Source organism: Comamonas sp. 4034, assembly GCF_050434545.1.
GTDB lineage: Bacteria > Pseudomonadota > Gammaproteobacteria > Burkholderiales > Burkholderiaceae_C > Comamonas > Comamonas odontotermitis.
The window spans coordinates 24,334-49,736 of the sequence record NZ_JBNDIT010000005.1; the positions used below are offsets into that span (position 1 = coordinate 24,334).

Annotated in this window: 20 protein-coding genes; 9 read left to right on the forward strand and 11 right to left on the reverse strand. The window is 63.6% G+C overall.

Annotated elements, in window-relative coordinates; translation table 11 throughout:
* The first annotated feature begins 35 nt into the window (after positions 1 to 35).
* From ABIE32_RS06895 to ABIE32_RS06910, 4 genes are all read left to right on the forward strand, one after another.
* Positions 36 to 497 (forward strand): GNAT family N-acetyltransferase, encoded by a 462-nt coding sequence (locus ABIE32_RS06895; protein WP_429014909.1) that lies wholly within the window; start codon positions 36 to 38, stop codon positions 495 to 497.
* Positions 498 to 580: 83 nt separating this feature from the next.
* Positions 581 to 1,603 carry a Bug family tripartite tricarboxylate transporter substrate binding protein gene (locus ABIE32_RS06900; RefSeq protein WP_429014910.1) on the forward strand — a complete coding sequence of 341 codons (1,023 nt, stop codon included), beginning with the start codon at positions 581 to 583 and terminating at the stop codon, positions 1,601 to 1,603.
* A complete protein-coding gene (locus ABIE32_RS06905) occupies positions 1,596 to 2,666 on the forward strand; it encodes a P1 family peptidase (protein ID WP_429014911.1) in 1,071 nt (356 codons plus the stop codon). The genes ABIE32_RS06900 and ABIE32_RS06905 overlap by 8 nt, the downstream gene beginning before the upstream one ends.
* A gap of 3 nt (positions 2,667 to 2,669) precedes the next feature.
* Positions 2,670 to 3,488, forward strand: coding sequence for a M55 family metallopeptidase (locus ABIE32_RS06910; RefSeq protein ID WP_429014912.1), 819 nt, complete (start codon positions 2,670 to 2,672; stop codon positions 3,486 to 3,488).
* A 42-nt stretch (positions 3,489 to 3,530) separates the two neighbouring features.
* Here ABIE32_RS06910 and ABIE32_RS06915 read toward each other — a convergent pair whose 3' ends face one another.
* From ABIE32_RS06915 to cphA (ABIE32_RS06925), 3 genes are all read right to left on the reverse strand, one after another.
* Positions 3,531 to 4,019, reverse strand: a complete 489-nt coding sequence (locus tag ABIE32_RS06915; RefSeq protein ID WP_429015131.1) for a CreA family protein — start codon at positions 4,017 to 4,019, stop codon at positions 3,531 to 3,533.
* Positions 4,020 to 4,152: 133 nt separating this feature from the next.
* Positions 4,153 to 6,732: a cyanophycin synthetase gene (gene cphA, locus ABIE32_RS06920; protein WP_224150344.1), complete on the reverse strand. Its 2,580-nt coding sequence runs from the start codon at positions 6,730 to 6,732 to the stop codon at positions 4,153 to 4,155.
* 95 nt (positions 6,733 to 6,827) lie between these two features.
* Positions 6,828 to 9,008 (reverse strand): cyanophycin synthetase, encoded by a 2,181-nt coding sequence (cphA, locus tag ABIE32_RS06925; protein WP_224150343.1) that lies wholly within the window; start codon positions 9,006 to 9,008, stop codon positions 6,828 to 6,830.
* Positions 9,009 to 9,240: 232 nt separating this feature from the next.
* Here cphA (ABIE32_RS06925) and ABIE32_RS06930 point away from each other — a divergent pair, with 232 nt between their 5' ends.
* From ABIE32_RS06930 to ABIE32_RS06945, 4 genes are all read left to right on the forward strand, one after another.
* Positions 9,241 to 11,589, forward strand: coding sequence for an ABC transporter ATP-binding protein (locus ABIE32_RS06930; RefSeq protein ID WP_429014913.1), 2,349 nt, complete (start codon positions 9,241 to 9,243; stop codon positions 11,587 to 11,589).
* Positions 11,590 to 11,613: 24 nt separating this feature from the next.
* Positions 11,614 to 12,111 (forward strand): DUF1854 domain-containing protein, encoded by a 498-nt coding sequence (locus ABIE32_RS06935; protein WP_224150341.1) that lies wholly within the window; start codon positions 11,614 to 11,616, stop codon positions 12,109 to 12,111.
* Between the two features lie 119 nt (positions 12,112 to 12,230).
* Positions 12,231 to 12,791, forward strand: coding sequence for a hypothetical protein (locus ABIE32_RS06940; RefSeq protein WP_429014916.1), 561 nt, complete (start codon positions 12,231 to 12,233; stop codon positions 12,789 to 12,791).
* Between the two features lie 226 nt (positions 12,792 to 13,017).
* A complete protein-coding gene (locus tag ABIE32_RS06945; protein WP_429014918.1) occupies positions 13,018 to 15,138 on the forward strand; it encodes a TonB-dependent receptor domain-containing protein in 2,121 nt (706 codons plus the stop codon).
* Between the two features lie 119 nt (positions 15,139 to 15,257).
* On the opposite strand, the gene ABIE32_RS06950 is transcribed toward ABIE32_RS06945, so the two are convergent.
* The 7 genes from ABIE32_RS06950 to gcl all read right to left on the reverse strand — a co-directional run bounded on the left by ABIE32_RS06950 (position 15,258) and on the right by gcl (position 22,818).
* Positions 15,258 to 16,157 carry a 5'-nucleotidase gene (locus tag ABIE32_RS06950; RefSeq protein ID WP_224150338.1) on the reverse strand — a complete coding sequence of 300 codons (900 nt, stop codon included), beginning with the start codon at positions 16,155 to 16,157 and terminating at the stop codon, positions 15,258 to 15,260.
* Positions 16,158 to 16,226: 69 nt separating this feature from the next.
* Positions 16,227 to 17,444, reverse strand: coding sequence for a type II secretion system inner membrane protein GspF (gspF, locus tag ABIE32_RS06955; RefSeq protein ID WP_429014920.1), 1,218 nt, complete (start codon positions 17,442 to 17,444; stop codon positions 16,227 to 16,229).
* A gap of 174 nt (positions 17,445 to 17,618) precedes the next feature.
* Positions 17,619 to 18,272 carry a glutathione S-transferase family protein gene (locus ABIE32_RS06960; RefSeq protein ID WP_429014921.1) on the reverse strand — a complete coding sequence of 218 codons (654 nt, stop codon included), beginning with the start codon at positions 18,270 to 18,272 and terminating at the stop codon, positions 17,619 to 17,621.
* A 104-nt stretch (positions 18,273 to 18,376) separates the two neighbouring features.
* A complete protein-coding gene (locus ABIE32_RS06965; protein ID WP_429014922.1) occupies positions 18,377 to 19,066 on the reverse strand; it encodes a helix-turn-helix transcriptional regulator in 690 nt (229 codons plus the stop codon).
* Positions 19,067 to 19,225: 159 nt separating this feature from the next.
* A complete protein-coding gene (glxR, locus tag ABIE32_RS06970) occupies positions 19,226 to 20,140 on the reverse strand; it encodes a 2-hydroxy-3-oxopropionate reductase (protein WP_429014923.1) in 915 nt (304 codons plus the stop codon).
* A 54-nt stretch (positions 20,141 to 20,194) separates the two neighbouring features.
* Positions 20,195 to 20,998: a hydroxypyruvate isomerase gene (gene hyi / locus ABIE32_RS06975; RefSeq protein WP_429014924.1), complete on the reverse strand. Its 804-nt coding sequence runs from the start codon at positions 20,996 to 20,998 to the stop codon at positions 20,195 to 20,197.
* Positions 20,999 to 21,027: 29 nt separating this feature from the next.
* A complete protein-coding gene (gene gcl, locus ABIE32_RS06980; protein WP_224150332.1) occupies positions 21,028 to 22,818 on the reverse strand; it encodes a glyoxylate carboligase in 1,791 nt (596 codons plus the stop codon).
* 197 nt (positions 22,819 to 23,015) lie between these two features.
* On the opposite strand from gcl, the gene ABIE32_RS06985 reads away from it, so the two are divergent.
* Positions 23,016 to 23,933 (forward strand): LysR family transcriptional regulator, encoded by a 918-nt coding sequence (locus ABIE32_RS06985; protein WP_224150331.1) that lies wholly within the window; start codon positions 23,016 to 23,018, stop codon positions 23,931 to 23,933.
* 71 nt (positions 23,934 to 24,004) lie between these two features.
* Here ABIE32_RS06985 and ABIE32_RS06990 read toward each other — a convergent pair whose 3' ends face one another.
* A complete protein-coding gene (locus ABIE32_RS06990; RefSeq protein ID WP_429014925.1) occupies positions 24,005 to 25,339 on the reverse strand; it encodes a glycerate kinase type-2 family protein in 1,335 nt (444 codons plus the stop codon).
* Between the last annotated feature and the right edge of the window lie 64 nt (positions 25,340 to 25,403).

Sequence of the window (25,403 nt, forward strand, 5' to 3'; positions counted from 1 at the left end):
TGGCAGCTTCCGTGTCATCCGTGGGCCGCCGCGCCATGAAAGATTCCGTATTGCATATCCGGCCGCTTGTCGCTGGCGATTTGCAGGCGCTGCTGGCGCTCTACCAGCACTTGCATGCATCAGACGACTCTCTGCCGTCTCCTGCTCGCGTGGAGGCCATCTGGGCAGACCTGGTGGCCGATCCGCGCAATGTCTACCTGGGTGGCTTTGTGGGCGGCCAACTGGTGGCCAGTTGCGTGCTCACCACCATCCCCAACCTCACGCGCGGCTGCAGACCGTATGGTTTGATTGAGAACGTGGTGACGCACAGCGCATTCCGGCAGCGTGGGTTTGGCAAGGCTGTACTGCAGCACGCCTTGCAGCAGGCCTGGGCCCAGGGGTGCTACAAGGCCATGCTGATGACTGGCCGCAAGGACGAAGCGGTGATTCAGTTTTATGAAGGCGCGGGTTTTGACCGCCACGACAAGCAAGCCTTTGTCGCCCGGCCACCGGCGTGACCGGTGCAACAATGCACAGGCTCCATTGCGCAGCAACCGGGAGGGTGCTGCCAAAAAGTTCAAACCTACCGAAAGAGTTTGCTATGAAATTTGATGTTGTGGCGCGCACTGGCCGTTCGTCAGCAGCTGTTTTCTTCTTCAAGCGCAGGTGGCTGGTAGTGGCCGCTGGCGCCGCTGTGCTCGCTGGCGCGCCGCAGGCCTGGGCGCAGGCGGTGGGCAACTGGCCTGCCAAACCCATCACCTTCATCGTGCCCCAGGCGCCCGGTGGTGCCAACGATGTGATTGCCCGCGCGGTGGCGCAGGGCCTGGAGAACTCGCTGGGCCAGCCCGTGGTGGTGGAGAACCGGCCCGGTGCCAATGGCAACCTGGGCACCAGCCAGGTGGCGCGCGCTGCGGCAGACGGCTACACCTTCCTGGTGACGGCGCAAAGCGCCTACACCATCAACCCGGCGCTCTACACCACGGTGCCGTTTGATCCGCTCAAGGATTTCACGCCCATCATGCAACTGGCGGTGGCGCCATACCTGCTGGTAGTCAACCCCAGATTCCCCGCCAAAACGCTGGACGAGCTGGTGGCCTATGCCAAGGCCCACCCGGGCAAGGTGGAATATGCCTCGGCAGGCAACGGCACGCTCAACCACCTGCTGGGCGAAATGCTGAAAAAGCAGAAGAAGATCGAGCTGCTGCATGTGCCGTACAAGGGCGCATCGGCTGCGGCCACCGATGTGGTGGCGGGCCAGTTGCCCATGACGTTCGGCAGCTTTCCCGGTGTGATGCCCTTTGTGACCAGCGGCAAGCTGCGCGTGCTGGGCGTCGCCTCCGACAAGCCGACGCAGCTGGCCCCCGATATTGCGCCCCTGGGCAAGGATCTGGCGGTCACCAGCTGGTACGGCCTGTTTGCACCCGCTGGCACGCCTGATGCCATCGTCACCCGGCTGCACGCTGCCATCGCCAAGGTGATGGCAACGCCCGCCATGGCAGAGCGGTTGAAGGGGCTGGGCGCAGAGCCCGTGCAGTCCGATCCGCGCAGCTTCAAGGCAGCGCTGCCTGCCGAGTTGGCCTACTGGAAGCAGGTGGTGCAGGATTCGGGGGCGCACATTGACTGATGCACAACTGCTGGCAGCCTGCGCCGCTGTGCCCCGGGTAGGCCATTTGCCCGCCGGGCCGCGCAATGCCATCACCGATGTGGCGGGCCTGCGCGTGGGCCACTGCACCGTTGCCCAAGGCGACCTGCAAACCGGTGTGACGGTGGTGGTGCCGCCGGTGGCCAATCCCTTTTTGCACAAGCTGCCAGCGGGGCTGGCGGTGATCAATGGCTTTGGCAAGAGTGCGGGCCTGGTGCAACTGGCCGAGCTGGGCCAGATTGAAACGCCCATCGCACTCACCAATACCTTTGGCGTGCCGGCCGTGGTGCAGGCACAGATTGCCGAGTGCATTGCCGCCAACCCCGAATGCGGCCGCAGCCTGCCCACGGTGAATGCGCTGGTGCTGGAGTGCAATGACGGCTACCTGAGCGACATCCAGCGCATGGCGGTGACGGCAGACCACTACCGCCAGGCCGTGCAATCTGCCGCCTATGACGTGACCCAGGGCGCAGTGGGCGCGGGGCGCGGCATGTCGTGCTTTCAGCTCAAGGGCGGCATCGGTACGGCCTCGCGTGTGGTGGAAATAGCGCACCGCCACTACACCGTGGGGGCGCTGGTGCAGGCCAATATGGGCAAGCTCGCTGACCTGCGCTGGGGCGGTGTGCCGGTGGGGGCGGTACTGCAGCAGCGCCTGCAGGCCAAGGAGCAGCAGGCTGCGCCCGGCGATGGTGTGGACAAGGGGAGCATCATCATGCTGCTGGCCACCGATGCGCCGCTGGACAGCCGCCAGCTCAGCCGTGTGGCCCGGCGCGCTGCTGCGGGGCTGGCGAATACGGGCTCCTGCTATGGCCACGGCAGCGGCGATATTGCGCTGGCGTTCAGCTGTGCCTATACGCAGCCCGCCGATGTGAACGAACCCATGCCCGCCGTGGCAATGCTGCACGAGGCGCAGCTCGATCCGCTGTTCCGCGCCGCGTCCGACGCCGTGGAGCAGGCCATCTACCATGCGATGTGGCATGCGCAGACGGTGCAAGGGCGCGATGGCCATCGCCGCTGGGGCTGGCAGGATCTGTGGAAAGACTGAGCAATGAAAGTACTGATTTCTGTTGATATCGAAGGCGTGGCCGGTGTCTACCACGCCGAACAGGTGCGTGCGGGCAACCCCGAGTATGAGCGTGCCCGCCGCTGGATGGCCCAGGAGGCCAATGCGGCGATTGATGGCGCCTTTGCAGCCGGGGCCAACGAGGTGTTCGTCAACGATTCGCACGGCGGCTTTCGCAATATGCCGCCCGATCTGCTGGATGCGCGGGCGCAGGTGATTCAAGGCAAGCCGCGTTACCTGAGCATGGTGGCCGGTGTGGAGCTGGGCGTGGATGCGGTGTGCATGGTGGGCTACCACTCGCGCGCCCAGGGGCGCGGCATTCTGGCGCACACCATCAATGGTTTTGCGTTTGCGCGGGTCTGTATCAACGGCCAGCCAGCCAGCGAAGCCCATATCTACGGTGCGCTGGCCGGTGCCTATGGCGCGCCGGTGGTGATGCTGGCAGGCGATGATGTGCTGCGCGCAGAAAACGAGGCCCTCTTTCCCTGCGCCGTGTTTGTGCAGACCAAGCGCGCCACGGGCCACGCAAGCGGCATCAGCCTGTCGCCCGAGCAGTCTCAGGCCGCGATCCGTGAAGGGGTGGTGCTGGCGCTGACGCAACGCGCGCAGTGCGAGCCGCTCCTGGCCGCCAGCCCGGTGCGGGTGGAGATCACCGCCACCTCGCCCGGCATGGCCGACCTGTTCTGCCAGTGGCCGACGCTGGAGCGTGTGGATGGCTGCACCGTGCGCTTCAGCGCGCCCGAGATCGAGTCGGCCGTGCGCATGGTCAACTGCCTGTCAGCCATGTCGTCGATGCTGCGCTAGGCCAATGTACAAAGGTGTCTCGCGCAGCAGCTGCTGCGTTGGTCAGCGTATGGGTATCTGTACCGCAGCGGGTACCGGCACCGCCGTCACGCTGTTCTGGGGCGAGCCTTCGATCACGCGGTCGGAATAGGTCATGTAGACCAGCGCATGGCGGCTGGTGTCGACCATGCGCACCACGCGCAGGCGCTTGAAAAGCAGCGATGTGCGTTCGCTGAACACTTCATCCTGCTGCTTGATCGGCTTTTCAATGGTGATGGGGCCTACCTGTACACAGGCAATCGACGCTTCCGAGCGGTCTTCCGCCAGGCCCAGGCCGCCTTTGATGCCGCCGGTCTTGGCGCGCGAGACATAGCAGGTCACGCCCTTGACCTGGGGGTCGTCATAGGCTTCGACGACGATCTTGTGGTCGGGGCCGACCAGCTTGAAGACCGTATCCACCGATCCAATGGTCTCCGGGCTGGCCATGGCGTGGCCTGCTGCGGCGCAGGCACCGGCCACCAGCATGGTGCGCAGGCAAGGGGCAAATCGCATCATCGAATACTCCTGTAAAAAAATCCTTGAAATCTGCGCTATTGCGCATCTGTCAAGGATTTTGTATTTTATTTTTATAGCAGATGCCAGCCGGGCCGGCATCTTGGGGGCAGCGCGGTCGCTGCGCAGTTTTTCAGGCCAGTGCGGCTTCTGCCACGTGCTTGCGCAGATGTGCCAGCGCTTCTTCCACCTGGTCCACCAGCACCAGGCACAGGTCGTCCGGTTGCAGGCGCGAGAGCGCGTGGTCGATGGCGATGAATTCGCCGTGGATTTCGGTGACATAGCTGGTGCGCGGCGCACCTTGCAGGCCCTTTTGCAGCAGGGCCAGCACTTCGCCGTCTTCACGGCCACGCTGACAGGCATCCTGGTACAGGATCACGTCGTCGAACACCTTGCCCAGGATCTGGGTCTGCTCGATGATGTCCTGGTCGCGGCGGTCGCCCGCGCCGCTGATGACCACGCTGCGGCGCTTGGCGGGCATGGCTTCCACGGCCTGCACCAGGGCGCGCATGGCATCCGGGTTGTGGCCGTAGTCGGCAATGATGGTGGCGCCCTTGTAATCCATCACGTTGAAGCGGGCAGGCGCATTGTCGCTGTCGCTCAAGAAACCCGCGAGGCCGCGGCGGATGGTCTGCCAGGGCAGGCCCGTCGCCCAGGCGGCGCCGATGGATGCCATGATGTTTTCCACCTGGAAGGTGATGGTGCCGTTGCGGGTGAGCGGAATTTCGCGCAGCGGAATGGATTCGCGCCACGAGCCTTCGGCGGCCACGATGCTGTCGCCATCCACATAGACCACGCGGCTGCCCTGGGCGCGGTGCGTGGCCATGACGGGGTGGTGGCGGTCGGCCGCAAAGAAGATGACCTTGCCGGGGCAGACATGGGCCATGGCGGCCACGAGCGGATCGGCCGCGTTCAGCACGGCATAGCCGGTAGGCGCCACGTTCTGCACGATGACGCGCTTGAGCACGCCCACATCTTCCTTGGTGGTGATGTAGTTCAGGCCCAGATGGTCGCCTTCGCCCACGTTGGTGACGACCGCCACCTGGCAGCGGTCAAAGCCCAGGCCTTCGCGCAGGATGCCGCCGCGCGCGCATTCGAGCACGGCTGCATCGGTTTCGGGGTGGGCGAGGGCGTTGCGGGCGCTCTTGGGGCCGGAGCAATCGCCGCTGTCGATCTGGCGGCCATTGACCCACACACCATCGGTGTTGGTCATGGCGGTGCGCCAGCCGTGCGAGGTGAACAGGTGGGTGATCACGCGTGTGGTCGTGGTCTTGCCGTTGGTGCCGGTGACGGCCACCACGGGAATACGGCCATCGTCGCCCGGGGCGAACAGCTCGTCCACCATGGGCACGCCGACATTGCGCGGGCGGCCGAACGAGGGCGCCAGGTGCATGCGCAGGCCGGGGGCGGCATTGACTTCGACAATGCCGCCGCTTTGCTCTTCCAGTGGCTTGAGCATGGTTTCGCAGACCACATCCACGCCGCAGATGTGCAGGCCGATGGTCTGGGCGGCTTCAATGGCGCGTGCGGCGATCTCGGGATGCACATCGTCGGTCACATCGGTGGCGCTGCCGCCGGTGGACAGGTTGGCGTTGTTGCGCAGCACCACGCGCTGGCCTTGGGCGGGCACGCTGTCTGGTGTGAGGCCTTCGCTGGCGATGCGGGCGATGGCGATGTCATCGAGGCGAACCTTGGTGAGCGCCGTGCCATGGCCCGAGCCGCGGCGGGGGTCCTGGTTGACGATGTTCACCAGCTCGCGGATGGTGTGCTGGCCGTCGCCCAGCACCTGGGGCGGCTCGCGGCGGGCCGCTGCCACCAGCTGGCCGCCAACGACCAGCATGCGGAAGTCGTGGCCGGGCAGAAAGCGCTCGACCAGGATTTCATCGCCAAATTCGCTTGCCACCTTGTAGGCAGCTTCCAGGCCTTCGCGGGTGGTGATGTTGACCACCACGCCCTTGCCCTGGTTGCCGTCCTGGGGCTTGACCACGACAGGCAGGCCCACTTCCTGGGCCACGGCCCAGGCGTCTTCCACGTCGACCACGGGGCGACCCATGGGCACGGGCACGCCAGCGGCATGCAGCAGGCGTTTGGTCAGGTCCTTGTCCTGCGCAATCGATTCAGCCACGGCGCTCGTGGAGTCGAGCTCTGCCGCCTGGAAGCGGCGGGCCTTCGAGCCCCAGCCCAGCTGCACGAGCGAGCCGGTGGTCAGGCGCCGGAACGGAATGCCCCGGGCGACGGCGGCATCGACAATGGCACCCGTGGAGGGGCCAATGCGATCGTCTTCGTCCAACTCGCGCAATTGGGCAATCGTGGCATCCGCATCGAAGGCGGTGTCGTTCAGTGCGGCCTGGATCAGCGCCTCGGCCTTTTCCATGGCCAGCTTGCCCACGGCTTCTTCGGTGTATTCAACCACCACCTGGAAGGTGCCGCGTTCCACGGTCTCCTGGGTGCGGCTGAAGGTGACGGGGCAACCAGCCTGGGCTTGCAGCGACAGGGCAGCGCGCTCCAGCACATAGGCCAGCGACAGCTGCTGGGCCGCGCCATGCGGCTGCAGCGTGCCAATGGTGGGAAAGCGCGCGCGCAGCTTTTCTTCAAAGCCGGGCATGGCGGTGTACAGCAGTTCGCTGTCGTCACAGTGCACGACGGCTTCGATGGCGGTGCTGCGGGTCCAGAGGTTGGGGCCACGCAGGGCTCGGGTGCGGGTGATCTGCATAGTGTTCTTTCAGCTGAATATCAAGCTATTTATTGATTTTCGCTTATGGGGGAAGCGGTAACAGCTATATTTATAGGAGCAATTGAGGTGCAGCCTCAAACTTGGTATTCAAAGGTCTTGATGCCCGCGCCGATCAGATCGGGCGTGATATCGAGCGCCCAGGCCGTTGCAATCGCAGCCAGCAGCGCAGGGGTATCGGGCTTCTTGCCGCCGGGCAGCGACAGGGCATCGAGCGTGCCCAGCACGCGTTCCTGCGTGCCGGTGGCCAGCACCACGTTGTTGCCCTTGACGAACACGGCGCGGCCACCTTCGTGCTGGGCTTCGGTGTTGGCTCGGTGGGCGGCTACGGCTTCGTTGCCGGCATCGGTCGAATACAGGATCACTTCGCCATCGCACAGTTCGGCGAGGTCGGCCACTTCGGGCAGGTCGGCGTTCAGCACGCCTGCACCTTCGTCCAGCACCACATCGATCTGGGTGCGCATCACGCGGCGCATCTGGCCGGGCTCCAGCACATCGTGGTCGGCCAGTTGCTCGTAGCCATCCATGTCGGTGACCACACCGACCAGGCAGCGGTCGTAGGCGAGGCCTTCTTCGAGGATGGAACGGGCCGTGGTCTGGATGACGGCGGCCTGGGCCAGCCGGTTGGTGAGCAGACGGTGGGCACCGGCCCAGTTGCCGGTATCGGTCTTTTGCGTCTGGCGGTTGGCGATGAACATGCCTTCGCTGCTGGCAACGCCGGTGGCCTTGCCCGACAGTTGCAGCAGCCAGCCCACCAGGCGGGCGATGAAGGCGTTGTTGCGGGTGCCAACGATGCCTGCAATGGGAATGCGGCCAGCGCCAGGCCCGTCTTCACGCGGGAAGAGGTGATCGGCAATCGCCATGCCCACGGGGCGCGGCGCGCCGCTGGTGGGCTTGAGGTGCATGAGCAGGCCCGGGCCCGCGTTGACTTCCAGGATCGCGCCCTGGCCCTGCATGGGCTGGGAGACGTCCTTGAGGATCATGTCCATGCCGGCGATGTCGAGGCCCACGATCTTTGCCGCCAATACGGCGTAGTACGCCACGTCGGGGTGCACATCGTCCAGGCAATCGATCGCCATGTTGCCATTGCGCTGCAGCAGCACGCCCTGGCCCTGGGGAATCACGCTGTCCGGGGTGACATGCTGGCGGTTGAGTTCCAGCTTGACGGCGCCGGCTTCCAGGTTGATCCAGTCGAGCGGGTATTCCTGCTCGGGGCCGCGACGCGGGTCCTGGTTCAGCACGGCAACCAGCTCGCGCAGTGTGGCCTTGCCATTGCCGTACACGCTCACGGTTTCGCCCTTGGTGGCGGCGACGACCTTGTCGCCCACCACCAGCAGGCGGTGTTCCACGCCGTCGATGAATTTTTCGACAATGACATCCGAGCCTTCGGGCTCTGCCAGCGCGAAAGCGGCCTTGATGTCTGCTTCTTCAGACAGCTCCAGCGTCACGCCACGGGCGTGGTTGCCGTCCGATGGCTTGACGGTGACGGGGAAGCCGATGTCCTGTGCCACTTCCCAGGCTTCCTCGGGCGATGCGACGATCTGGCCTTCCGGCACAGGTACGCCGCAGGCGGTCAGCAGGCGCTTGGTGAAATCCTTGTCCTGGGCAATGCCTTCGGCAATCGCGCTGGTCTGGTCGGATTCAGCCGTCCAGATGCGACGCTGTGCAGCGCCATAGCCCAGCTGCACGAGGTTGCCATCGTTCAGGCGGATATGGGGAATGCGGCGCTCGCTGGCGGCATCGACGATGCAGCCGGTCGACGGGCCGAGGTAGCGGTCATTGATCGCCGTCTTGATGGCATGCACGGCAGGCTTGAGATCGAATGGCTCATCGTTGATGGCCGCCATCAGCAGCTTGTGGCCATGCTCCAACGCTACGCGGGCTACGGCTTCTTCGGGGCAGCGGAACACCATGCGGTACACGCCACGCCTGGAGATCTCGCGCGTCTGACCAAACTCGGCAGGCATGCCCGCCAGGTTCAGCAGTTCAATGACCACATGCTCCAGCACATGGCCCATCCAGGTGCCGCCCTCCAGGCGCTGAATGAAGCCGCCGCGCTCGCCGACACCGCAGGTGTGCTCGATCAGGTCGGGCAGCCAACTGGTCAGGCGTTCATTGAGGCCGGGAATCTTGTTGGACGGATAGTCTTCCAGCTCTCCCAGATCAAGCCAGACCTCGAGTACCGGGCGGTAGGTCCAGACGCTGGGGCCACGCAGGAAAGTTGTGCGCAAGAGTTGGATGTCGTTGAATTTCGCCATATCAATCAGCGGATAAACATTGGTAACAATTCTGGAGAATTGCCGTCGATGGGAATGCATTGTGCGCCCAAATCGGGCAAGGCGGTGGGCTGTCAGCCCAAATGCATGGTCATGCGTTAATGGGGAGATGGACGGGTGCCAACATCATTCCGTATCGCCGCAATAATAAGCGGCCTGCCGGCAGCAACGCCGGGCAGCTGCGACCGCCGAGGGCGGGGAAAAACAACGCTATATGCAAAATCACCAATCCGCGGATGCTTCAGCATTCTTTGCTGGCCCTTTGGGGGCCGAACTGCGAGCCAAGCTCAATAACCAAGAAAACGTCTTAGCCGTCGCTCCCGTTGACTTGGGGGCTGATTTGCGTTTTGCCAGCGGTCTGATCGCCCTGACGTCACAGCGGGTTCTGGTGGCCGATCCCACGACCCGGCAGTGGGGCGAGTGGGCGCTTGCTACGGATTTGAGCGTGCGCTTCTATGACCATGGCGGTGTAGGTAATCTGGAACTGCACGACACCACACAGCGCCTGGGCCTGTGGCGCATGACCCTGACCCACCAGACCGCCGTGCTGGGGCTGGTGCAGAAATTCGAGCAGCAGCGCGAGCGCCTGTTGCGCAATGAGGCTTACCAGCACCTGGAGGATGAACGCGCCCACTGCCAGGTATGCGGCACCCTGTTGCCCCCTGATGCCGAAGACTGCCCGGCCTGCGCCCGCCAGAACAACGCCCCCACCTCCAGCTGGGTGCTGCTGCGCCTGTGGCGGTTTGCCGAGCCCTACAAAATGCAATTGTTGTTGGGTTTTGTGTTGACCTTGCTGTCCACCGCCGCGCACATGGTGGCGCCGTACCTGACGATCCCTTTGATGGACAAGATCCTGATTCCGTTCCAGAACGGCGAAAAGATCGATAAAAGCCTGGTGATGTTCTACCTGGGGGCCTTGCTGGTGTCTGCTCTGGTGGCCTGGGTGCTGGGCTGGGCGCGCACCTTTGTGCTGGCGCGTGTGTCCGAGCGCATTGGCGCCAATCTGCGCACCACCACCTACAACCACCTGCTCAAGCTGTCGCTCGACTTCTACGGCAGCAAGCGCACGGGCGACCTGATGGCGCGCATTGGCGCAGAGACCGACCGCATCAACCTGTTCCTGTCGCTCAACGCTCTGGATTTCGCCACCGATGTGCTGATGATCGTGATGACCTCGGTCATTCTGTTCTCGATCAACCCCTGGCTGGCGCTGGTAACGCTGGTGCCGCTGCCTTTCATCGCCTGGATGATCCACACCGTGCGCGACAAGCTGCGCACCGGCTTCGAGAAGATTGATCGTGTCTGGTCCGAAGTGACCAATGTGCTGGCCGACACCATTCCGGGTATCCGCGTGGTCAAGGCCTTTGCCCAGGAACAGCGCGAAGCCGACCGCTTTGCCCACGCCAACCAGGTCAACCTGGAGGCCAACGACCGCGTCAACAAGACCTGGTCGCTGTTCACCCCCACGGTCACGCTGCTGACAGAGATCGGCCTGCTCATCGTTTGGGCATTCGGTATCTACCTGGTGGCCAACGAGCAGATCACGGTCGGTATCCTGACGGCCTTCATTGCCTACATCGGCCGCTTCTATACCCGGCTGGATTCGATGAGCCGCATTGTCTCCGTCACACAGAAGGCAGCCGCTGGCGCCAAGCGCATCTTCGACATTCTGGACCATGTGAGCAACGTGCCCGACCCGGCGAACCCGGTCAAGCTGGGCAAGGTGCAGGGCGCGATCACCATGGAGAACGTGGGCTTTCGCTATGGCAGCCGCTCGGTCATCAAGGATCTGAACCTGCAGATCAAGCCCGGCGAGATGATTGGCCTGGTGGGCCACAGCGGCTCGGGCAAGAGCACGCTGGTCAACCTGATCAGCCGTTTCTATGACGTGACCGATGGCTCGATCCAGCTCGATGGCGTGGATGTGCGCCGCATTGCGGTGTCGGATTACCGCAGCAACATCGGCCTGGTGCTGCAGGAGCCGTTCCTGTTCTTTGGCACGATTGCCGAAAACATTGCCTATGGCAAGCCGCACGCCACGCGCGAAGAGATCGTGGCTGCCGCCCGCGCTGCCCATGCGCACGAATTCATCCTGCGCCTGCCGCATGGTTACGACTCGCTCGTGGGTGAGCGCGGCCAGGGCCTGTCGGGTGGTGAGCGACAGCGTATCTCGATTGCACGGGCGCTGCTGATCGATCCGCGCATCCTGATCCTTGACGAGGCAACGTCTGCGGTCGATACCGAAACCGAAAAGGAAATCCAGCGTGCGCTGGACAACCTGGTGCAAGGTCGCACGACGATTGCGATTGCCCACCGCCTGTCCACCCTGCGCAAGGCCGACCGCCTGGTGGTGATGGACCGCGGCGAGATTGTGGAAGTGGGCCCGCACGACGAACTGATGGCCAAGGAAGGCGCCTATTGGCGCCTGTACATGGCCCAGGCCCGCCGCGCCGAAGAAGATGCCGAAGCCGCAGGCGTGGTGACGGTGCGCGCCGCTGGCGTAACCTACGACGTGCAGGCCATTCCCAAGACGAATGCCGAGTCGCTGAACGACAACGCCTGACCATCCGGCGCAGAAAGTACCCGTATGAATACGAACCTCACCCCTGCCGCTCAGGTGGCAGCACCAATGCCGCTCACGCGCAACCCCTTTGGGCGCCTGGTGCTGCAAAAGGAAGACGGAACCAGTGCCGTGGTCAACCCGGTACGCGCCTTTCCGCTGTCTGCCCCGGTGCATGGCATTTCGCTGATTGCCGAAGACGGCAAGGAAGCACTGTGGATTCCCGATCTGGACGCCGTTGATACTGCAGCGCGCGCCTTGCTCGATGAAGATCTGGCCGCGCGCGAGTTCCAGCCGCTGATCGAGCGCATCCTCAGTGTCTCTACCTTCTCCGTGCCCAGCATCTGGGAGGTCGAAACCGACCGTGGCCCGGTACGCATGACCTTGAAGGCGGAGGAAGACATCCGCAAGCTCGGCAGCCGACAGAACCTGTTGATCACGTCGGCAGACGGCATTCACTACAAACTGCCCGACACCACCAGGCTCGACAAGGCGTCGCGCAAGCTGCTGGAGCGCTTCTTGTAAGTGTTTGCCGCCGCTATATATCCACCCAGGCCTGCCATGCAGGCCTTTTTCATGCCCGCGATGTGGAATAATGCAACGATGTTGCAATAATTGTCGGTTTACATCGCGCAGTCCACCCCATGTTCCGCCTTCACCCAACCCGCTGCTTCATGGCTCGGCAGGCCAATGGACGGGTGCGTGCGGTCTGCGTGCGTTGGCTCTTGGCCTGCTGCGCCTTGCAGGTGTTCATGGCCATGCTTGGCCAGATGCACCAGGTGGCGCATGCCCCGCGCGCGGGGGCAGCGTTGGAGGCGTGGAAAAACGATGCCGGTGCGCCTAGCTTGCCCGTGCCTGGTATTGCCCAAGCCGCTGCAGATGGCTCCTGGCCCGCCGCAGATAAAAAGGTGGCCGGCAACCCGGTGGCCGACAGCCCGATCGCCGGCAATCTGGTGGACGGCGACTCGGTGGCAGGCAGCCCGGCGACAAGTGGTATCGAGCGCTGGTTTGGCGCGCACGGCAGCGCTGACTGCGAGCTTTTCCACCACTTGGCATTGGGGCCCGCCATGGCCGGTGTGGCCACGGCCTTGCATACCTTCCTGTTTGCACCCGTGCGCAATGCCTGCATGGGGGCCGTACTGTTGCGCCAGAGCCCGGCGCTGTTCTTTGCGCGTGGCCCGCCCACGGCGCTGTTCCATTTCTGAATCAGGTATCTGCGCTGCTGAATGCGCCAGCCGGGCCAGGCTTTTGCTGGGCCGCGGCAACGGGAGTGTGTTGTGTACCCGCGCGATCCTTCGATCTGAAATGGGTTGATGCTATTTAATTTGTAGCTTAAAGCGCTTCATTCATAGGCGCAACAGGCCGTTTCTTTCTATCTTTGGTTGCCTGCCCGCTGGCGTTGCATGCGGGCACGCAGCCCTTGGGCATGCCATGTCTTATTCTTCCAAATACTTTTCTTCCTTCACGGCGAGTCTGGCGCAACCGGCCATCGTTGCTGCAGTGGCTGCACTGTGCGCCAGTACGGCCGTGTTTGCACAAAACGCTGCGGACACGCAGCAAGCCCCCGAAGAGGTCACGCTGGGCCAGGTGACGGTGCAGGCCGATGCACTGGCGCGCAGCGTGGATGACCTGACCACGCCTGCCGATGTGCTGACCGGCGACGAGCTGGTACAACGCCGGGGCGCCAACCTGGGCGATACCTTGTCAGGGGAGCCGGGCATTCAGGCAACCCACTTTGGCGCAGGGGCGAGCCGTCCGGTGATCCGTGGCATGGACGGTGCGCGCGTCAAGGTGCTGCAAAGCGGCGCGGCGATCCAGGATGCCTCTACCGTCAGTCCAGACCATCTGGTGACCACCGAACCCATGCTGGCGCGGCAGATCGAGGTATTGCGCGGCCCATCGGCGCTGATCTATGGCGCGGGTGCCATTGGCGGCGTCGTCAATGTGCTGGACGACAAGATTCCTACCAGCGTGCCGAAAAAAGGCTATGAAGGCCAGGTTGAAATGCGCGCGGGCACAGGCGGTGCGGGTGCAGCAGGAGCTGTGTCGGTGACTGGCGGCAGCGGCAATTTCGCCATCCATGCCGAGGGCATGGCCCGCAATGCGCACGATTACCGCGTCGGCAGCGGCTGGGAAGGCGGGGGCAAGGTTGCAGGCAGCCGCTCGCGAGGCAATGATGGCAGCGTTGGCCTCTCCTGGATTGGAGACGACGGCAGCTATCTGGGCGCGGCCTACACGCGGCAGACGGCAAACTATGGCCTGCCTGGCCACAACCATAGTATTGAAGGCTGCCACCTGCATGGCCTGCACCTGCACTGCGGCGGGCATGACCATGGCGACGGCGACCATGAAGATCACGACCACGACCATGAAAGCGGCGATGTACCCGTGGTGCGCCTGAAGAGTGAGCGCTACGATCTGCGCGGCGAGTGGCGCAACCCTGTTGCAGGGATCAGTGCCGTGCGCCTGCGCGGTGGTGTCACGGACTATAAGCACGACGAGGTCGAGGATGGGGCAGTGGCCACCACCTTCCGCAACCGTGCGCACGATCTGCGCCTGGAAGCCGTGCACGAGCCCATTGCCGGATGGACGGGCGTGTTTGGCCTGGAAACCTCACGCCGGCGCTTTAGCGCCGTAGGAGAGGAAGCCTATCTCCAGCCTACCGTCACCCGCCAGAATGGCCTGTTCCTGATGGAGCAGCAGCGGTTTGGCGATGTCAGCGTTGAAGCCGCAGTGCGCCATGACTGGCAGAGTGTCGATGCCGACGAGGCTGGCGGTGGCGAGCGCCGCAGCCACCACGGCACTTCTGCGTCGATAGGAGCAGGCTGGCGCTTCGCCCCCGGCTGGCGCCTGACGAGTCATCTCACCACCGCGACCCGCATGCCGACCGCCGAAGAACTGTATGCCAATGGCCTGCACATGGCAACGGCCACCTACGAGCTGGGCAATTCGAGGCTGCGCGCCGAGCGCTCCAACAACATCGATCTGGGGCTGGAGCGCAAATTCGATCCCCAGGGCAATACCATTGCCAGTGTCAACCTCTACCGCAACCACATTGCCAACTACATCTACGGCAAGACGCTGGACGCGGTGGACGGTCTGCAACTGCTGCAATACAGCCAGCAGACGGCCACCTTTACCGGGCTGGAAGCCAAGGTGCAGCACAAGATCAATGCCAACTGGCGAGCCACGGTCTGGGGTGATATGGTGCATGCGAGACTGGATGACGGCAGCCACATCCCGCGCCTGTCTCCCGCACGCGTCGGCTTGCGGCTGGCGGGCCAGTGGGAGCATTGGCGCAGCGAGGCGGAATGGACGCTCGTCAAACGCCAGAACAAGGTGGCGGAATACGAAACCGAAACGCCCGGTTACGGCATGCTGGGCTGGCGCCTGAGCTACCACGACCGCGCCAGCGACGGCTCGCCATGGCAGGCTTACCTGAAGGTGGACAACCTGACCGACAAGCTCGCGTATGCGCACACCTCGTACATCAAGAACGCAGCGCCGCTGCGGGGCCGCTCGGTGACCGTGGGGTTCGTCAAACAGTTCTGATGGCTTGAATTGCCATTGAAAAGGAGCTGCCAGCGCCTTCTGTGAGGCTGCCGGTGGCTCTTTTCATTCATTCTCATGCGGGCAGAGCAGCAAGCCGAGGGCGGCGCCAGCTTCTGCCCTCAGGTGTTGGCAATCCCGCTGCTCACATGGCCGGCGGGCACATGGCGTGCGGCACTGTTGACGTGGCCGGTCTGGTCGTCAAAAAAGAAATCCGGCTCGAACTCGCGCAGGAACTCTCCCTTGGCCAGGCCTCCCAGAAACATCGCCTCGTCCACGCCAATGTTCCAGTCCATCAGAGTGCGGATCGCGCGTTCATGGGCTGGCGCGCTGCGCGCCGTCACCAGGGCCGTGCGGATGCGCATCTGGCTCTGCGTATCTTGCTGCAGGCGGTGCAGGGCGGCCAGCAGGGGTTTGAAAGGGCCATCGGGCAGCGGGTGCGAGGCGCGCTCGATCTCGTGACGCTGGAAAGCATCCAGGCCCTGGGCCTGGTAGACGCGCTCGGCTTCGTCGGAGAACAGCACGGCATCGCCGTCAAAGGCAATGCGTACTTCATGCGGATGGCCGTCGTGCGCCTGAACCGATTCGGTCAGCACGCGCGCCGCTGGAAAACCCAGCTGCAGCGCTTGCTGCACATCCACTGCATTGGCGGAGAGAAACAGGTGCGCGCCCAGCGGCTTGAGGTAGCTGAATGGATCACGCCCTTGTGTGAAAACTCCGCGCTGGATCGAGTCGAGCCCATGCGCCTTGCAGGAGCGGAACACGCGCATGCCGCTGACGGGATCGTTGCGCGACAGGAGTACCACTTCCACCTTCTGGTCGGTGCCGCTGTTGAAAGCCAGGAGCTTCTTGACCAGCGAAAACGCCACGCCCGGAGGTGCAGGTACGTCCAGCTTCTGCATCTGCAGCGCGACATAGGCGCGGTCGTCACCCTGCTCGAACACGAGGTTCTCTTCCTCAAAATTGAACAGCGCCCGTGATGAGATGGCAACGACGAGCTTGTTATCGAGCGTGACGGGCATAGGGTTCTCTACGGACTCAGGGGGCTAAAAATGCGGTGCGACAGACAAGGCCGCACAGCGCCGCATGCGCTAGCGCACAAACTGGTTGAGCTGGATGATGGGCATCAGCACTGCCATAACGATGATGCCGACAACGATGCCCATGCCGACGATGAGCAGCGGCTCCAGGATGGTCGCAAGGCGCATCGACCGGCGCTTGACATCGCCCGCCAGCTGGTTGGCCACGCGCTGCAGCATCTGCGGCAACTCGCCAGTCTGCTCGCCCAGGCGGGCAAACATGGACAGGAGCGCAGGGTAGCGCTTTTTCTGTGCCAGGGCCGATGCCAGTGGCGCGCCTTCGCGCACCATGTCCAGCGCGTCGATGGCATCCTGGCGCATGGCCCGGTTGTTCACGGTCTGCGCGGCAGCCTGCAGGGCTTTCAGAATGGGCACGCCAGCGTTGCTGAGCATGGCCAGCGTGGAGGCAAAACGCGCCGCGTTGTAATTGCGGGCCAGCTTGCCGACGATGGGCAGCTGCAGCCATGCTGCATCAAAACGTTGTCGAAAATGCGGCTGCCGCAGCGACAGGCGCAGCATCACCGTGCCTACGACTGCCACACCAGCTGCCAGCCACCACCAGTGGCGGATCAGTTCGCTGAAGGCCAGCATGATGCGGGTGAGGACTGGCAGCGCGTGCTTGGTGCCGGCAAATACCTCGGCGACCTGCGGCACTACATAGCTCATCAGCACCATCACCACCACAAAGGCAAAGCAGGTGACGATGGCTGGGTAGAGCGCTGCGCCCACCAGGCTGTTCTTGAGCTGTTCGCGCTCCTCCAGGTCGTCGGCCAGGCGCTCCAGCACACGGTCGAGGTGGCCGCTGTGCTCGCCTGCGTCGATCACGGCGCGGTAGATCTGCGAAAAATCGCGGGGGTATAGCCCCAGGGCGTTGGCAAAGGTTGATCCGCCATTCACCTCGGCCCGCAGGCTGGCCACCAATTGCCGCTGCGGTTCACTGTCGATCTCTTCCATCAGCGCGGTGAGCGCCCGCTCCAGCGGAAGGCCAGAACTGATGAGGCCTGCGAGCTGGCGCGTCCAGACCGCCAGCCCCGTGGCGTTGAAGACCGAACGGCGGCTGCGCGCCACGCCGGGCGTCGTGTCGTCGCTGCCGGAGGTGGGCTCGACCACGAGCGGCACCATGGCCTGGGCACGCAGCTGGTTGCGTGCTGCCTTGGCGCTGTCGGCCTCGATCATGCCCTTGCGGGTCTGGCCCTGGGCGTCTAGAACTTCGTACGAAAAAGCTGGCATGGGTGGCTGAGTGGAACAAGGTGGCACCGGCCACATCCGGTCTATTGTGCCTGATCCCCATGGCACGGCGATGGCATCGCTCCACATGCGCAGGTTGCATGGTCAAGCGATGCCGGTTGCTATCAATTTAGATGGTCTGGTGCGCACCAACCGGGCGGCGAAACCGCTTTTGCGTTAGACCGCAGCGGACGCTTCAGTCTCCATGGGACCGTCCAGCACGTCGCCGCGCTGCGAGGCCGGGCGCTGCAGCAGGGGATCGGCGTAGGTCTTGAACTCAGGCAGAGACGGAAGGCTGCCTTCCATCATGCCCCAGCCGATGTAGCTGGCAAGGCACAGGTCAGCAGCGGTGAAATGGTTGCCGCACACATAACGCTTGCCCTGGACGGCCAACTGCAGGCTGCGAACCACATCGTCAAAACGGCCAAAGCCGGCGCGTAGGGCCTGCTCGCTCGTCTGTTGGGCCAGCCAGCCTTCGGCCTTGGCGGTGATGGCGGCTTCCACCGGCCCCGCCACGAAAAACAGCCAACGGTAGTAGGTGCCGCGTGCCGGATCGCCGAGCGCTGGAGCCAATTGCTTTTGTGGAAACAGATCGGCCAGGTAGGCCAGGATGGCGGCGGTCTCGGTGATCACCGTGTCGCCATGCTGCAGTGCGGGTACCTTGCCCATGGGGTTGAGCGCCAGGTACTCCGGCGCCTTCATCGTGGTGCCGAACTCCAGTGGCACAGGCTCATAGGTGGCGCCGCATTCCTCCAGCATCCAGCGCACGATGCGGGCGCGCGATTGGGGGTGGTAGAAAAAGCGAAGTGGAGCGGGGTTGTGAGCGTTCACGGTATGTCCTTGTCGTCATGGCGAAGCTGCCATGCAGGCAATGTAGAAAGAGGCGCTGACAGTTTTTGTCAGCAGTGAACAGGTTCTCGGAGCCTAAGCGTCTTCTAATCCAGCGTGTAGCCCGTCTCGGCCAGCCAGCGCTGGATCAGGTGCTGGCGCGCCTCTGGGTAACGCTCACCCAGGTCTTGAAGGTGGTGCACGCGGTCGGCGCGGAAATGGCGAAACGCCTGGCGCAGCTCGCACCAGGCGGTGACGACCCGGCTGCGCTCAAAATAGGCCATGGCCACGGGCCATACCAGGCGCTCGGTCAAGGTGCCATGCTGGTCCTGGTAGTGCAGCACTACCTTGTGCTCGGCGCGGATGGCGCGGCGCAGCGCGGCCTGCCAAGCCTCTGGCGCAGGAGTCTCATGCATATTGGGCACCAGCAGTCCGCTGGTGTCGACGGCAATGCGCAAGTCCAGCGGCAGCGCGGTTCGGATGCGGGCCATGGCAGCTTCGGCGGCCCGGGCAAGGTGAGGATCTGCCTGCAGGCTGGCCCAGCGTGCGCCCAGCAGCAAGGCCTCCAGCTCATCGGCGTTGAACATCAAGGGCGGCAGCAGAAAACCGGGTCGCATCTCGAATCCCACGCCAGGGTCACCTTCAATGGCAGCGCCTTGTTCACGCAGGCTGGCGATATCGCGGTAGAGCGTGCGCAGGCTGACGTCCAGGGTCTGGGCCAATGCTGGCCCGGTTTGTGGCTGGCGCGCGCGGCGCAGCAGATCGAGCAGTTGCAGTAGACGGGCAGAACGGGACATGGCGCAAGCATAGCGCGCCAGTGCCGAGGGGCTGTGGAGAGAGGTGCAAAAAAACCTGGTCAGCACTCGTCGAAGAAGCGGTTTCCTTCCGGGCAACGCTTGCCATAAAAAAGGCCGACTCTGTCAGCCGGCCTTTCACTCGCAATGCCAACGGGTGTTTTATGCGGGCGCTTTCTGCCCGATCTCGAAGTTGGCCTGGATCTCCAGTGCGCGCACCAGGCCCGAATGGTCCCAGCCTGCGCCGCCATGTGCCACGCAGCTGTTGAACAGCTCCTGCGCCTGTGCCGTGTTGGGCAGCGATACACCCAGCTGTCGTGCGCTGGAGAGCGCCAGGTTCAGATCCTTCTGGTGCAGCGCGATGCGGAAACCCGGGTCGAAGGTGCGCTTGATCATGCGCTCGGCGTGCACTTCCAGAATCTTCGAAGAAGCGAAGCCACCCAGCAGCGCTTCGCGCACGCGGGCAGGGTCGGCGCCAGCGCGCGATGCGAACAGCAATGCCTCGGCCACGGCCTCGATGTTCAATGCCACGATGATCTGATTGGCGACTTTGGCGGTCTGGCCGTCGCCATTGCCGCCCACGAGCGTGATGTTCTTGCCCATCTTCTCAAAGAGCGGCTTGACGCGCTCGAAGGCGGCGTCCGGGCCACCGACCATGATGGACAGCGTGGCATTCTTGGCACCGACTTCGCCACCGGAGACGGGCGCGTCCAGGTACTGAACACTCAGGGCCTGGATGCGCTTGGCAAATTCCTTGGTGGCGACAGGCGAGATGGAGGACATGTCGACGACGATCTTGCCTGTGCTGCCCTTGAGGCCTGCAGCCAGGCCGTCTTCGGCGAACAGGACTTCTTCGACATCAGGCGTGTCGGGCACCATCACGAAGATGATGTCCGCCCGCTCGGCCACACCGCGCACGGTGGTGCATTGGGTCGCGCTGCTTTCAGCGATGTTCGCAGGCATCTTGCCTCGGGTATTGACGAACAGCTGGTGGCCGGCCGCGATCAGGTGGCTGCACATGGGTGCGCCCATGATGCCCAGGCCGATGAAACCGAGCTTGAGGGGCGTTGCATTCATGAAGAGATCTCCTTGGTTTTCTTGAATATCAATTTCTATAGTGGATGGCGCTTATCAGGCGGCCACGGCAGAGCATTTCTGGCCTGCAACGGTCTCGATCCAGCGCAGCCCGGATTCGGTGTCTATGGCGGGCTTGTACTCGCAGCCGACCCAGCCGGTGTAGCCGATGCGGTCCAGGTGCGAGAACAGGAAGGGGTAGTTGATCTCGCCCGAGCCCGGCTCGTTGCGGCCCGGGTTGTCGGCCAACTGCACGTGGCCGATGCGGGCCAGATGCTTTTGCAGGGTGGCTGCCAGTTCGCCTTCGGTGCGCTGGGCATGGTAGATGTCGTACTGCACAAAGGCGTTTGCGGCGCCCACTTCGTCCAGAATGTCCAGCGCCTGGTCCGTGCGGTTCAGGTAGAAGCCGGGAATGTCGAACGGGTTGATGGGTTCGACCAGCAGGCGCAGGTTGGCCATCTTGAGCGCGGCGGCGGCAAAGCGCAGGTTTTCGACGAAGGTGCGGCGCAGCGTGGTTGCGTCCACACCTGCCGGTACCTTGCCGGCCAGGCAGTTGAGCTGAGGCACGCCCAGTGCGTGGGCATAGGTCACGGCCTTGGCCACACCGGCGCGGAATTCATCCACGCGCCTGGGGTCACAGGCGATGCCGCGCTCACCCGCATCCCAGTCGCCCGCAGGCAGGTTGTGCAGCACGATCTGCAGGCCCGTGGCGTTGAGCCGCTCCTGGATCTCTTCGACCGTGTGGGCATAGGGAAACAGAAATTCGACAGCTTCAAAGCCTGCATTGGCGGCGCGCTCGAAACGCTCGAGGAAGGGTGCCTCGGTAAACAGCATGCTGAGATTGGCAGCAAAACGGGGCATGGCAAAACTCCAGTGAAAAAGGGGAACGTTCAATCCAGCAGGGCGAGCGCGCTGGGGGCATCGGCCTTGCCTGCGGCCAGACCCTCGAACTCGACCACGTTGTCGATTTCGGTGCCCATGGCGATATTGGTCACGCGCTCCAGAATGCATTCGATGACGACCGGTGTCTGGTGCTCGGCCATCCAGGCTTCGGCCTGTTGCATGGCGGGGGCGAAGTCTTCGGGACGGTGCACGCGGATGGCCTTGCACCCCAGGCCCTCGACGACCTTGACGTGGTCCACGCCATAACCGCGCGCGGCCTCATCCTCGCTCATGTTGATGTTGTCGAAGGCGAGCTGCACGCAGTAGTCGATGCTGAAGGCGCGCTGCGCCTGGCGGATCAGACCCAGGTAGCTGTTGTTGACCAGCACATGGACGTAGGGCAGCTTGAACTGCGCTCCCACGGCCAGCTCCTCGATCATGAACTGGAAGTCGTAGTCGCCGGACAGGGCCACGATCTTGCGCTTGGGATCGGCCACGCGCACACCCAGGGCGGCAGGCGTGGTCCAGCCCAGTGGGCCTGCCTGGCCGCAGTTGATCCAGTTGCGGGGCTTGTACACGTGCAGGAACTGGGCGCCAGCAATCTGTGACAGGCCGATGGTGGATACATAGGTGGTGTCGCGGTCCAGCGAGCGATTCATGCATTGGTACACGCGCTGGGGCTTCATCGGCACATTGTCGAAGTTGGTCTTGCGCAGGTATTCGACGCTGTTCTTGCGGCCCTGGCACTCGGAGACCCAGGCGCTGCGGTCCTTGAGCTTGCCCGCAGCTTTCCATTCGCGGGCCACGGCAACGAATTGCTCCAGCGCCGCCTTAGCGTCGGAGACGATGCCATAGTCTGGCGCGAACACGCGGCCGATTTGGGTGGGTTCAATGTCCACGTGGATGAATTTGCGGCCCTTGGTGTACACATCGACCGAGCCAGTGTGGCGGTTGGCCCAGCGGTTGCCGATGCCGAACACGAAGTCCGATGCCAGCATGGTGGCATTGCCATAGCGGTGGCTGGTTTGCAGGCCGCACATGCCTGCCATCAATGGGTGGTCGTCGGGGATGGTGCCCCAGCCCATCAGTGTGGGGATTACGGGCACGTTCAGCGTTTCTGCCAGCTCCACGAGCAGATCGGCTGCGTCGGCATTGATGACACCGCCGCCGGAGACGATCAAGGGACGCTCGGATGTGTTGAGCATTTCGATGGCCTTCTCGGCCTGCTTGCGCGAGGCAGCAGGCTTGTAGGCAGGCAGTGGCTCGTAGGTGTCGATGTCGAATTCGATCTCTGCCAGTTGCACGTCGATGGGCAGATCGATCAGCACGGGGCCGGGGCGGCCGGAGCGCATCAGATGGAACGCCTGCTGGAAGGCGCGTGGCACCTGGGCGGGCTCCAGCACAGTGGTGGCCCACTTGGTGACGGACTTGGCAATGGAGGCGATATCTACAGCCTGAAAGTCTTCCTTGTGCAGGCGGGCACGTGGTGCCTGGCCGGTGATGCACAGGATCGGGATGGAATCGGCACTGGCCGAATACAGGCCGGTGATCATGTCGGTACCAGCCGGGCCGCTGGTGCCGATGCACACACCGATGTTGCCCGCGACGGCGCGGGTATAGCCTTCGGCCATGTGGCTCGCGCCCTCGACGTGGCGGGCCAGGATGTGGCCGATTCCGCCGTGGTCCTTCATTGCTGCGTACAGCGGATTGATTGCAGCGCCGGGCACGCCGAATGCAACGGTCACACCTTCTTTTTCGAGCACGCGGACTGCGGCTTCGATCGCTTTCATTTTGGCCATGAGGTCTCCTTTACAACTGGGATTGACTGTATTGAAGACAAACGCTTGCCGGAAGGCGCATGCAGACCATAAAATTTATTCCACTCAAGAATAGATAAGAGCGTTTCGCTTGGAGCGCCGTGCCGCCAGCATCTGCGTTCAGGTGCAACGGCGGCATTGCGCGCGGTTCGGGCAGAACACTTCAAGGAGACAAAATCATGGACAGACTCGATGCCATGCACATGTTTGTGCGCGTGGTGGAAACCGGCAGCTTCACCAAGGTGGCGCAGGAGTTCTCCACCACCCAACCCACCGTGACCAAGCAGGTTGCGGCCATGGAGGCGCGGTTGAAGGTACGCCTGCTCAACCGCAATACGCGCGGCGTGAGCCTGACCGAGGCTGGCGCGCTTTACTACGAAAAATGCAAGCTCATCGTGAGTGATGTGGCCGAGGCCGAGAACGTGGTCAAGGTGCGGCAGACGCAGGTGCAAGGCCAGTTGCGCATTGGCAGCTCGGTCGCCTTCGGGAGACGCGTGTTGATTCCGCTGGCGATGGAATTCATGAAGCACAACCCCCAGGTGCAGGTGGACCTGAGCTTTGAGGACCGCTACACCGATCTGGTGGCCAATGGCATTGATGTAGCACTGCGCCTGGGCAAGCTGGCAGATTCTTCGCTGGGCGCGCGCATGCTGGGCGTGAACCCCTGGACGCTGGTGGCGTCGCCATCGTATCTGCGCAAGCATGGAACGCCACGCAGGCCATCCGATCTGAAAGAGCACTCCGCGCTGATCTACAGCAGCGTGCAGGGCAACGATATCTGGCGGCTGCGCAATGCCAGTGGTGAGCCGGTCTCGGTACCTGTGACGGGGCGCTTGCGCTCCAACAACCTATCGGCCTTGCTGGCTGCCGCGCGCTCGCACATGGGTATCGCGGCATTGCCGCGTTATGTGGCGCATGAATCGCTGAAAGACGGCCGTGTGGTCGAGGTGCTCAAGACCTGCCGCCTGCCCGAGCAGGAGATCCACGCCGTCTACCCGTCGCCGCGCCTTGTACCGCAGAAGGTGCAGTCGTTCATCGCGTTTCTGCAAGGCACCTTCGATGCTGCCTGGTGGGAGAATCTGCCCAATGGTGGCTAGCGGGATTTGAAGGGCGTGATGCCTTGAGGCGCTTTTCAATCAAGCGCTCATTGCTATAAAAATTAAAGCAATCAAAGCACCAGAATTGCCCGGAAATCGTTGACGTTGGTATGCGTGGGGCCGGTCACCACGAGGTCATTGAGGGCCAGAAAATAACCATAGGCATCGTTGCGGTCCAGATGGTCGCTGATGCGCAGACTCATGGCTGCTGCGCGTTGCAGGGTGTCTGGTGCCACGCGTGCGCCGGCATTGTCTTCCACGCCGTCGATGCCGTCGGTATCGGCGGCCAGGGCCCAGACCTTTTCCTGGCCCTGTAGTGCTTGCGCCAGACCCATGCAGAATTCCCCCGCGCGGCCGCCGCGCCCCTTGGCGGCGCCAGGCTGGCGGGGGCGGATGGTCACCGTTGTTTCGCCACCCGAGAGAATGACGCAGGGCCGTGCAAATGGCATGCCATGGCGGGCTACGGCGCGCGCCATGGCGGCATGCACCTTGCCTACTTCGCGCGATTCGCCTTCGATCTCGTCCGACAGCACATGGGCGGCGATACCGGACGAGCGCGCGGCTGCGGCTGCGGCGTCCAGCGATTGCTGGGGCGTGGCGATCAGGTGGACTTCATGGCCTGCAAAGCGTGGATCGCCAGGCTTGGGCGTTTCCAGTGTTCCATCTTCCAACGCGGCACGTACGGAGTCGGGCACGCTGATCTGGTAACGGTTCAGGACGGCCAGAGCATCTGCGCAGGTCGATGCATCGGGCACCGTGGGGCCGCTGGCGATGATCGAGGGATCGTCACCGGGCACGTCGCTGATGGTCAGCGTTACCACCTTGGCCGGGTGGCAGGCGGCAGCGAGGCGACCGCCTTTGATACGTGAGAGGTGTTTGCGCACGCAGTTCATCTCGCTGATGGCGGCACCGCTCTCGAGCAGGGCCTTGTTGATGCGCTGCTTTTCCTGCAGATCAATGCCTTCGGCTGGGAGTGTCAGCAGGGCCGATCCACCGCCTGAGATGAGACACAGCACCAGATCATCCGCCGTCAATCCTTCGGTCAGCGCCAGTATGCGCTCGGCTGCGGCAAGGCCTGCCGCATCGGGTACGGGGTGCGCAGCTTCCACGATTTCCAGACGCTGGGGCAATCCTCGCGGGCGCGGCGGAATATGGTCGTAACGCGTAACCACCAGGCCTGACAGCGGTGCATCTTTTGGCCACAGCGCTTCAAGTGCCTGGGCCATGGAGCCGCCCGCCTTGCCCGCGCCCAGCACCACCGTGCGGCCCTTGGGTGGCTTTGGCAGATGCTGCGCCATGCTGTGCAGGGGCTGCGCGCGCTGCACAGCGGTGCAGTACAGGTCCAGAAGAAACTGCTGGGGATCGCGGCGGGGATCGGCCAGCACGGGGTGCGGTGCGTTGTTCATGGTGTGGTGTCTCCACTGGCCATTATGAAAGCAGCCATCAGCCATGGGCGGAATATGCATTATT